Source organism: Brevundimonas pondensis (assembly GCF_017487345.1).
In the GTDB taxonomy this organism is placed as follows: Bacteria; Pseudomonadota; Alphaproteobacteria; order Caulobacterales; family Caulobacteraceae; genus Brevundimonas; species Brevundimonas pondensis.
In genome coordinates this window covers 699,847-708,992 of the sequence record NZ_CP062006.1, presented here as the reverse complement: position 1 = coordinate 708,992, position 9,146 = coordinate 699,847, and the positions used below count along the sequence as shown (strand labels likewise).

Genomic DNA, 9,146 nt, shown 5'->3' with positions numbered 1-9,146 from the left:
CTTCTGACGGATCAGAACTCAGTCCATTCCTCCGACAGTCCGCCGTTGACCACGGCTCGCAGCCGCACCCTCTGCCCCTCCAGCGCGGGCGGCGGGCCGCCACGCGGGGTAACAGCCAGCCGCCGCACCATGCCCGCATTCGCCTCGGCGCCGGTTCGGAAACGCCCGACCAGCTGCGCCAGGCCTTCCGCCTCGGTCTTGAGGTTGGCCGCCGCCGCCGTGGTCTGCTCGACCATGGCGGCATTCTGCTGGGTGACCTGATCCATCTGGTTCACGGCCTGGTTGACCTGGCTGAGGCCCGAAGACTGTTCCTGGGCCGAGGCCGCGATTTCAGCCACCAGCGCGTCCATCTCGCCCACCTTGCCCGCAATGGCGGCCAGGGCGGTTCCAGCTTCACCGACCAGCTTGACCCCCTGCGCCACCTCGACCGCCGAGGCCGAGATCAAGGTCTTGATCTCCTTGGCCGCCTCGGCGGAGCGCTGGGCCAGGGCCCGGACCTCGGAGGCCACGACGGCGAATCCGCGTCCGCTTTCGCCCGCCCGCGCCGCCTCGACCCCGGCGTTCAGGGCCAGCAGGTTGGTCTGGAAGGCGATCTCGTCGATCACCCCGATGATGTCGCTGATCTGATCCGAACTCTTGCGGATGCCGTCCATGGCCGCGACCGCTTCTCGCACCACCTCGCCCGACCGGTCCGTCTCGCCCCGCGCTTCGCCGGCGACAGTCGCCGCGCGGCGAGCGCCTTCCGCGCTGCGTTGCACCGTAGCGGTGATCTCGTCCAGGGCGGCGGCGGTTTCTTCCAGGCTGGCGGCCTGTTGCTCGGTGCGGCGCGACAGGTCATCCGAAGCGCTGGAGATTTCATCCGATCCACCCCGCAAGCCCGACACCGAGGCCAGCACCTGCCCCAGGGTCTGACGCAGGCTGTCGACCGCGCTGTTGAAGTCATCCTTCACCCGACCGTGGGCGCCGCTCATCTCCTGATGGATGTGCGCCGTCATGTCCCCGTCCGACAGTCGGGCCAAACTGCCCGCCAGCGCCTCGACCAGAGCGTTCTGCGCCGCCTCGGCGCTCAGACGCTCCGCCTCGCGGCGAGCGGCCTCCTGTTCGGCAGCGGTGATGTCCACCGCCAGTTTGATGACCTTGGCCGGGCGACCGTCCGGCCCCATGACCGGGTTGTAGGAGGCCTGAAGCCAGACCTCGCCTCCGCCCTTGGCCAGACGTCGGAACTTGGTGGCCACGAAGCGTCCGGCGTTCAGATCGCGCCAGAAGTCGGCGTAGGCCGAACTGGCCGCCTCGGCCGGGTCCATGAAGGTGCGGTGATGCTGACCCCGGATCTCCTCCAGGGAATAGCCCATCGTCTTCAGCAGATTGTCGTTGGCGTCCAGAATATGCCCGTCGAGATCGAACTCGATGACCGCCTGAGAACGGCTGATCGCGGCCATCTTGCTGTCGAGGTCATGGAGCTTCTGCTCCGCATCACGGTTCTGACGACCCTTGCCGAACATCCAGTCCGCTCCTTGGCGTTATGACTCGATTGATGACCGCACATTTTACATTTCAACCTTAAGTTTAGAAACCTACATTTTTCTTGGATGGCGCGTAAGGGCGATCCCTTAGGTCGGTTTCATCGCTCGTTAACCACGATGGCCCATTCGTTAACGGGTAGGGCTGGGCTCCGATCAACCGGGTTCACCCCCAAGGGGTCTTCATTTGCGCAATCTCGTCGCCGCCGTCGAAGCGATCGACCCGCTGGTCGTCACCGGCAAGGTGGCGGGCGTCAGCGGTCTGCTGATCGAGTCGCGCGGCGGCCTGTCGCGTCTGGCCGTCGGCGCCCGCGCCGAGATCGAGCGGCGCGGCCAGGCGCCCTTGCCCGCCGAGGTCGTCGGCTTCCGCGACGCCAAGGCCCTGCTGATGCCCTTCGGCCCGGTCGAGGGCGTGGCCCCCGGCGCCGACATCCGCATCATCGACACCGCCGCCAGCGTGCGCCCGACGACCGCCTGGCTGGGGCGTACCATCGACGCCTTCGGCCTGCCGATCGACGGACTGGGTCCGCTGCCGCAGGGCGCCGTCCCCTATCCCCTGCGCGCCTCGCCGCCGCCGGCCCATTCGCGCGGCCGAGTGGGCGAGCGTCTGGATCTGGGCGTGCGCTCGATGGACGTCTTCACCACCACCTGCCGGGGCCAGCGCCTGGGCATCTTCGCCGGTTCAGGCGTGGGCAAGTCGGTGCTGCTGTCCATGCTAGCCAAGCAGGCCACCTGTGACGTCGTGGTCGTGGGCCTGATCGGCGAACGTGGCCGCGAGGTCCGCGAGTTCATCGAGGAGACCCTGGGCGAAGAGGGCCTGAAGCGCGCCATCGTCGTGGTCGCCACCTCGGACGAGCCGGCGCTCAAGCGGCGCCAGTCGGCCTATATGACCCTGGCCATCTCCGAGTACCTGCGCGATCAGGGGCTGGAAGTCCTGTGCCTGATGGACAGCGTCACCCGCTTCGCCATGGCCCAGCGCGAGATCGGTCTGGCCGCGGGCGAGCCGCCGACGACCAAGGGCTATACCCCCACCGTCTTCACCGAACTGCCCAAGCTGCTGGAGCGCGCCGGACCCGGCCCGATCCGCCCCGACGGCACCGAGGCCGGGCCGATCACCGCCCTGTTCACCGTCCTGGTGGACGGCGGCGACCATGACGAGCCCATCGCTGACGCCGTGCGCGGTATTCTGGACGGCCACATCGTCATGGACCGCAAGATCGCGGAGCGCGGGCGCTTCCCCGCCATCGACGTGCTGAAGTCGGTCAGCCGGACCCTGCCTGGCTGCCAGACCCCGCCCGAGCGCGAACTGAACCGCCGCGCCCGTCAGTGCCTGTCGGCCTACGCCAACATGGAAGAGCTGATCAAGATCGGCGCCTATCGTACAGGGGCCGACCCCATCGTCGACCGCGCCATCGCCCTGAACCCCGCGCTCGAGGACTTCCTCGGCCAGGACAAGGACGACCACACCAGTTTGAGCGAAAGCTTTGACCGTCTGGAAACCATTCTGAACCAAGGAATGGTGTAACCGTGATCTGGAACACCTCTGTATGACCGCCTGGGCCCAATCCTTGATCCGCATCTCCAACTACGAAGTCGAGACGCTGCAGAAGCGTCTGGCTGAGGTCGCCGCCCGCAAGGCCGAGGCCGAGATGCGCGTCGCCGTCCTCGACGCCGAGGTCGAGATCGAGCGCCAGAACGCCCGTATGGACCCAGCGTCGGGCATGATACTGCAGGCCTATCTGAAAGGCTGGGCCCTGAAGCGCGCCGACGCCGAGGGCGTGGTCGCCGCCGTTTCCGCCGAAGAGGAAGGCGCGCGCGACGCCCTGACCAGCGCCTTCGAGGAGCTGAAGAAGTTCGAGCACGTCGCCGAGACGACCCGCCTGAACAAGCTGATAGCCGCCGCCAAGCGCGAAACCGCCGCCTTCGATGAAATGGGCCTGAGGCGCCGTGCGGGGGGCTAACGCCTGATGATCGACCGGCGCGCGCTGCTGGCCTCGACGGTCGCCCTGGCCGCCTGCGGCTCCGGCGAGGCCGCCGTGGTTCCTGTCGATCGCCCGGTCCGCCCGCTGAAGTCCATCGCCCCATTCCCCGTCGGCACTGCCTGCATGACGGGCCAGCTGTCGGATCAGGTCTGGTTCCGGCTGGTGTCGGAGCACTTCTCCCAGCTCACGCCCGAGTGGGAGATGAAGATGGAGTACATCCTCCAGGGCGACGGCTCGCTGAAGTTCGACGCCCCCGACCGCATCGCCTATTTCGCCCGCGACCTAGGCCTGCGCCTCTTTGGCCACGCCCTGATCTGGTACGCGCAGGACCACCCGTGGTTCAGAGCCCTGACCGGCGACCGCGCCCGCTTCGCCGCCGAGTACGACCACTACATCGCCGAGGTCGCCGGCCGCTGGCGCAGCCAGGTGGTCGGCTGGGACGTGGTCAACGAGCCGGTGTCCGAGGACGGTCGAGGTCTGCGCGACTGCGTCTGGAGCCAGGGTCTGGGCGGCGTCGACGCCTACATCCTCCGCGCCTTCGAACAGGCGAAGCTGGCGGCGCCCGACGCCGTGCTCTTCCTCAACGACTACAATCTCGAGAACAATCCGGTGAAGGGCGCCACCTATCTGCGGCTGGTCGAACGCCTGCTGAAAGCCGGGGCGCCGATCACGGGTCTGGGCACGCAGAGCCACCTCGACATCGACATTCCCGCCGGCCAGACCGCCGCCTTCATGCGCGAACTGGCCCAGTTCGGCCTGCCCATCCATGTCGCCGAGTTGGACGCCTCGCTGCGTGACGACGGCCGCCTGCCCGATCTGCGCCCCCGCCGCCAGAGGATCGAGCGCCAGACCGCCCGCGTCGCCGAACTGGCCGAGGCCTTCATGGCCCTGCCCCGCGCCCAGCAGTTCGCCTTCACCGTCTGGGGCGTGCGCGACACGGACCACTGGCTGCGACGCGGAAACAAGGACGACGGTCAGGACAGCCCCCTGCTGTTCGACGCCGCCGGTCGGGCCAATCCCATGTTCCACGCGGTGGCGGACGCCTTCGGCGGCTGACCCCCACGCACGAAACGCGCTCAAGCAGGCCGAAGGCCGGTAGCGCACCAAAAATGCAAAACGCCCGCCGGTTTCCCGGCGGGCGCTTCAAGCTTCAAACCTGAGTGGAGGCTCAGGCCGTCAATCAAGCGGCGACGTTGATCGCGCCTTCCGACGGGTCGCGCAGGACATAGCCGCGGCCCCAGACAGTTTCGATGTAGTGCTTGCCGCCGGCGGCCGTCGCCAGCTTCTTGCGCAGCTTGCAGATGAAGACGTCGATGATCTTCAGTTCCGGCTCGTCCATGCCGCCGTAGAGGTGGTTCAGGAACATTTCCTTGGTCAGGGTCGTGCCCTTGCGGAGCGAGAGCAGCTCCAGCATCTGATATTCCTTGCCGGTCAGATGCACGCGGTGGCCATCGACCTCGACCGTCTTGGCGTCCAGGTTCACGGCGATCTCGCCGGTGTGGATGATGGCCTGGGCGTGACCCTTGGAGCGACGGACCACGGCGTGGGTGCGCGCGATCAGCTCGTCCTTGTGGAAAGGCTTGGTCAGGTAGTCGTCGGCGCCGCCGCCAAAGGTCTTGACCTTGGTTTCGATCTCGTGGCTGCCCGAGAGGATCATCACCGGCGTATTGATCTTGCCGACGCGCAGCTGACGCAGAACCTCAAGGCCGCTCATGTCGGGCAGGTTCAGGTCCAGCAGAATGAGGTCATAGTCATAGATCTTGCCCAGATCGATGCCTTCTTCACCCAGGTCGGTCGTATAGACGTTAAAGCCTTCCGACTTGAGCATCAGCTCGATGCTTTGGGCCGTGGCGTGATCGTCTTCAATCAGCAGGACGCGCATTCATGCCCCTCCAGGCAAAGCTGTGGTTCGACCGCCAAGGGAGCGACAGCCGGGTAACCTTGTTCCAACGTTAACGGGTCAAAACCTTAAGAAGGGTTAACGGGTCCCGATATGAAACGCCTAAGGTGATTTGCGAATCGGCGTCCAGAGTCTCGAGTCAAGGATTCGTTAATTTATTAACCATGCGGGCCGACATGCCCCCTTGACGCGCGAACCATCCCCCGCTGCGCACCCAATCGTCCACAACCAATCCCGCGTCCGACAAGGCGAAGCGACCGCTTCTGACGTCATATAGGACAACATTCCTAACTCACCCCTCGGCGCACTGCACGATGGGAAAATCAAAGATGCGTTCGGGAGTTGCTGCGACAATGGAATCCTATCGGGCCGAGCCCTATCGCGTGCCGGTGACGGAGGGCGACCGCATCCGCGCCGATGCGGCCCTGCATCTGGCGGCCTACGCCTTCGGGGTTCCGGCGGCGCAGATGCTTCGGCGCGAACGGACCCGCCCGCGCGCCTGCCGCGCCCGCTGGTCGGCCATGTACCTGGCCCACGTCTCGTTCGGCTGGCCGCTGGAACGGGTCGGCCATGCCTTCGGCCTGAACCGCGCCACGGCCTCGACCGCCTGCCGCTGGGCCGAGGACGCGCGCGACGACGACCGCTACGATGCGGTGATGGACGGGCTGGAGTCCGGCCTGCGCGCCATATCGGAACTGCCCGCGGTCGACCTGGCCCTCGCCCTCGGCGGCGACCGATGAGCCGCACCCTTGAGCGCGCCCGCTCACTGCTGGACCGGCCCGGCGCCTGGCTGGATCAGTCGGGCGGGACCTATCCGTTGCGGCTCGGCGGCGACCGGCGCGGCCGAGTGGTGCTGACCCTGGACGAGGCGGCCTTCAGCGCCCTGATCGAACGCCCCGGCCTGCGGCGGCGCGACGGCGGCGGCTGGCTGCCGCGCCCCACGCCCGCCGCCAACACCTCGCTATCGCCCAGCCCGCCGCCGGGTCGCCCCGGACTGGTCGAGGGCGAACGCCCGGTCATGGAGGCGGACGGCCGCCTGACGACCCGCCGCGCCAATCTGGGCGAGAGCCCCGTCGCCTGGCTGGCCCGGCGCAAGGACGCCTCGGGCCGCCCCTGGCTGAGCCCGGCCGAGATCGCGGCGGGCGAGCGCCTGCGCCTGGACGGCCAGATCGCCCTGTCCGGCCCCTCCGTGACCATGCGTTGGGACGCCCTGCCCCGCGCCGGATCGGGCGGCGGCTGCAGCATGGAGCCCGCTGAGCACGCCCTGTCCGCCGCCGCCCGCGTCGAGGCGGCGTTGACTGCCTGCGGCCCACGCCTGCGCAGCCTGGTCGAACGCGTCTGCATTCACGGCACATCGCTGCAGATGGCGGAGCAGGACCTGTCCTTGCGCCGTCGTCAGGGCAAGACGGTGCTGAAACAGGGCCTGCAGGCCCTGGCCGCCCACTACGGGATCGGCTGAGCGAAAAAGCCCGCCCCGGCAAGCCGGAGCGGGCACAGGTCGAGGGATCACACGATCATCGACGCGCCCTGCAGGATGGCGCGTCTTGCCGAGTGCGGCCGCATGACTTTCCGGGACTGCGACCGCACCTCGACAGACCAGATACAAACATTAATGTCAATATATTGGACTTGGCGCCCTCAAAGCCGGTTCAAACGCTTCCCATGGCCAGGAAGGCTCGACCGGCGGCGAAGTCTCCCGCCTCGAACCGGGCCGATGCGACACTGTCGTCGCGGAACAGGAACTCGATGACGAAGCTCTCGCGCGGGTCCAGTTGGGCCAGGGCGTCTGCGGCCTCGGACGAGAAAGTCCAGGCCTCGCCCTGACGCGCCCCTTCGGTCAGCAGACCAGACGCAGCCGCGCGAGATGAAGCGGCGAAGAAGACACGGCGCGCCGACTCCGGCGGCAGCCCGCCCCCGGTCAACCAGACACGCGGCGCCTGAACACGGTCGCGCATGACCAGTCGCGCCGCATAGGGGCGCGGGCGCCCGGCGAACGAGACCACAGCCACGGGCGACGTCGCCGTCGGCCCCTGGCCCGCAAGACCGAAACGCACCGGCGATCCGCCGACGACGCTGTCCTGGACCAGACGCCAGCCGATCTCACGACTGACGTAGCGGTCGCCGCGCCAGGCGGAGCGATCGCCGGGGAAGCTCATGCGTGCGGCGCGCGACCAACCGGCGAAGCCCGCCTGCACCCGCGCCTTCACCCGGCTCAGATCGCTGTCGTCACAGGCCGTGCGCGACGCCCTCGCCTGCGCCCGCGCCGCCGCCGACGTCAGATCGGCCACGGGTGTTCCCGCGCGCAAGGCCGCGCCCCGCGCCTGCAGGGCGGCGGCGTCCAGGGCGGCGATCAGCCGGGGCTCGAACAGGTCGCATTTCTGATGCGCGGCCAGCATGAAGACGCGGTCATAGAAGGCGTCGGTCACGGCCGCGCGCGCCGCGCCGACCGGCGCCGCCAGTGTCATGACGGCGACCGCGGCGGCCAGCATTCTGCTGGCGGTTCGGGGGGAAAAGCCTATCCTCATACCCCGACCATAGGACCGCATGGTTCCGGTCCCGTGTCCAAGCAGGGTTAGCGAATTGCTTCTATCCACAGATGTCTGGGCCGGCGCCCTGATCCGCCGCGCGGAACTGGAAGGCGCCTACGCCACCGTGGTGAAGAAGGGCGACGCACGCGGCGGCGCCGTGATCGTCAAGGCCTACAACACCGATACCCGCACGGCGCGGCTTTATACCGAGGCGACGGGCCAGGACGGCGAGCCCCTGTGGATCCAGCCCGTGGTCAGCGACAGCGAGAGTGAGTTGGACGCCTATATCGAACGCCAGCGCCGCTATGATCCCGACCTCTGGGTCGTCGAGATCGAGGACCGGCAGGGCCGACATTTCCTGACGGAAAAGGTGCAGGAAGCCTAGAGCGAGCCCCACCTTCATCTAACGGGCCTCAAGTAGCGCGAAGCGCGATAGGCCCCAAGAATAATGGTAACCGTCCTGTTCACCGCGTTCGTGAACGGGACCGCAAGCGACCCGGCTTTAAACCTGTCTCATCGGGCCAGAAGGGCCTGCGTAGCGGTGGACGGCCCATGCTGTTTCTCTTGAACGACGTCGTGTTCGATCTGGACGAGGCCTGCCCGGCCCCGAGCCACGACGTGCGGCGCTTCGAGAAGCTGGACTTCGACTATGTGCTGGAGATGGGCTGCGACCTGTTCGCCGAAGATCCCATGCTCCACCGCAACGATCCGGCGCGCGCCCGGCGTCTGGCCTGGCTGATCGCGCACAAGACCGAGGGCGTGAACGCCGCCCTGTTCGCCGCGCCCGACGCCGGCTGCGCCCCCGAACTGGTCGAGCCGCGCTTCTGCGCCCTGCCCGAGATGATCATGCGCCAGCTTCAGTCCCGCGCCGCCCACGGCCGCCTGAGCGCCGTCGCCGCCGACAAGGCCGTCTGGGGGCGCCTGGCGGCCTGACGTCGCTTTCGTCGCCTAAAGCAAGCCGAACAGGATATGCACCCCGGTCGCCATCAAGGCGATCAGGGCGAAACCCGCCACAAGACAGATTGCAGGGTGAACCTCCCGTTCGCTGCGCGCGGGCGGGACCTTGCCCGGAAGCACCAGAGCCATGTCGTTTCCTTTCCCTTGCGGCGTCGATCTCATGGACCGGCGTCTCACAGAAACGAGCATGCCCCTAAAAGCCCCGCTTCGCGAAGGGTCTTTCACGGCATCGTGACAATCGACTTTCAGCGCCGCGCGC

11 protein-coding genes are annotated in these 9,146 nt (G+C 67.7%); 7 read left to right on the top strand and 4 right to left on the bottom strand.

The genetic code is table 11. The features are described from left to right. Window positions 1-11 precede the first annotated feature (11 nt). A complete protein-coding gene (locus tag IFE19_RS03800; protein WP_225910382.1) occupies window positions 12-1,502 on the bottom strand; it encodes a methyl-accepting chemotaxis protein in 1,491 nt (496 codons plus the stop codon). A 205-nt stretch (window positions 1,503-1,707) separates the two neighbouring features. Between IFE19_RS03800 and fliI the strand changes: the two genes are divergently transcribed. Genes fliI through IFE19_RS03785 form a run of 3 tightly spaced genes read left to right on the top strand, consistent with a single transcriptional unit; the run spans window position 1,708 to window position 4,558 of the window. Beyond that, entirely contained in the window at window positions 1,708-3,045 is a 1,338-nt protein-coding gene (gene fliI / locus IFE19_RS03795) for a flagellar protein export ATPase FliI (protein WP_207825833.1), read from the top strand. A gap of 22 nt (window positions 3,046-3,067) precedes the next feature. Continuing rightward, entirely contained in the window at window positions 3,068-3,481 is a 414-nt protein-coding gene (locus tag IFE19_RS03790) for a flagellar export protein FliJ (RefSeq protein ID WP_207825832.1), read from the top strand. A gap of 6 nt (window positions 3,482-3,487) precedes the next feature. After that, the gene (locus tag IFE19_RS03785) at window positions 3,488-4,558 is read left to right on the top strand and encodes an endo-1,4-beta-xylanase (RefSeq protein ID WP_207825830.1); all 1,071 of its coding nucleotides are present in this window, start codon (window positions 3,488-3,490) and stop codon (window positions 4,556-4,558) included. 124 nt (window positions 4,559-4,682) lie between these two features. Here the strand turns inward: IFE19_RS03785 and ctrA are convergent, their stop codons facing one another. Further along, entirely contained in the window at window positions 4,683-5,384 is a 702-nt protein-coding gene (ctrA, locus tag IFE19_RS03780) for a response regulator transcription factor CtrA (RefSeq protein WP_207825828.1), read from the bottom strand. 371 nt (window positions 5,385-5,755) lie between these two features. Between ctrA and IFE19_RS03775 the strand changes: the two genes are divergently transcribed. After that, a complete protein-coding gene (locus IFE19_RS03775) occupies window positions 5,756-6,142 on the top strand; it encodes a chromosomal replication initiator DnaA (protein ID WP_207825826.1) in 387 nt (128 codons plus the stop codon). Next, window positions 6,139-6,861 carry a DUF6456 domain-containing protein gene (locus IFE19_RS03770; protein ID WP_207825824.1) on the top strand — a complete coding sequence of 241 codons (723 nt, stop codon included), beginning with the start codon at window positions 6,139-6,141 and terminating at the stop codon, window positions 6,859-6,861. Before IFE19_RS03775 ends, IFE19_RS03770 begins: the two co-directional genes overlap by 4 nt. A gap of 190 nt (window positions 6,862-7,051) precedes the next feature. Here IFE19_RS03770 and IFE19_RS03765 read toward each other — a convergent pair whose 3' ends face one another. Then, window positions 7,052-7,891: a hypothetical protein gene (locus IFE19_RS03765; RefSeq protein ID WP_225910381.1), complete on the bottom strand. Its 840-nt coding sequence runs from the start codon at window positions 7,889-7,891 to the stop codon at window positions 7,052-7,054. A 91-nt stretch (window positions 7,892-7,982) separates the two neighbouring features. Between IFE19_RS03765 and IFE19_RS03760 the strand changes: the two genes are divergently transcribed. Together IFE19_RS03760 and IFE19_RS03755 are read left to right on the top strand one after the other, a co-directional pair. Continuing rightward, window positions 7,983-8,315 (top strand): DUF1491 family protein, encoded by a 333-nt coding sequence (locus tag IFE19_RS03760; RefSeq protein WP_207825820.1) that lies wholly within the window; start codon window positions 7,983-7,985, stop codon window positions 8,313-8,315. 167 nt (window positions 8,316-8,482) lie between these two features. Then, window positions 8,483-8,863, top strand: coding sequence for a hypothetical protein (locus tag IFE19_RS03755; protein ID WP_207825810.1), 381 nt, complete (start codon window positions 8,483-8,485; stop codon window positions 8,861-8,863). Window positions 8,864-8,878: 15 nt separating this feature from the next. Here IFE19_RS03755 and IFE19_RS03750 read toward each other — a convergent pair whose 3' ends face one another. After that, a complete protein-coding gene (locus IFE19_RS03750) occupies window positions 8,879-9,016 on the bottom strand; it encodes a hypothetical protein (protein ID WP_207825808.1) in 138 nt (45 codons plus the stop codon). Window positions 9,017-9,146: the final 130 nt, after the last annotated feature.

Coding starts and splice junctions, on each gene's coding strand:
- IFE19_RS03765 (WP_225910381.1), bottom strand. CDS start 7,891: ATGCTGGCCGCCGCGGTCGCCGTCATGACACTGGCGGCGCCGGTCGGC.
- IFE19_RS03755 (WP_207825810.1), top strand. CDS start 8,483: ATGCTGTTTCTCTTGAACGACGTCGTGTTCGATCTGGACGAGGCCTGC.
- ctrA (WP_207825828.1), bottom strand. CDS start 5,384: ATGCGCGTCCTGCTGATTGAAGACGATCACGCCACGGCCCAAAGCATC.
- IFE19_RS03750 (WP_207825808.1), bottom strand. CDS start 9,016: ATGGCTCTGGTGCTTCCGGGCAAGGTCCCGCCCGCGCGCAGCGAACGG.
- IFE19_RS03770 (WP_207825824.1), top strand. CDS start 6,139: ATGAGCCGCACCCTTGAGCGCGCCCGCTCACTGCTGGACCGGCCCGGC.
- IFE19_RS03785 (WP_207825830.1), top strand. CDS start 3,488: ATGATCGACCGGCGCGCGCTGCTGGCCTCGACGGTCGCCCTGGCCGCC.
- IFE19_RS03790 (WP_207825832.1), top strand. CDS start 3,068: ATGACCGCCTGGGCCCAATCCTTGATCCGCATCTCCAACTACGAAGTC.
- IFE19_RS03800 (WP_225910382.1), bottom strand. CDS start 1,502: ATGTTCGGCAAGGGTCGTCAGAACCGTGATGCGGAGCAGAAGCTCCAT.
- IFE19_RS03775 (WP_207825826.1), top strand. CDS start 5,756: ATGGAATCCTATCGGGCCGAGCCCTATCGCGTGCCGGTGACGGAGGGC.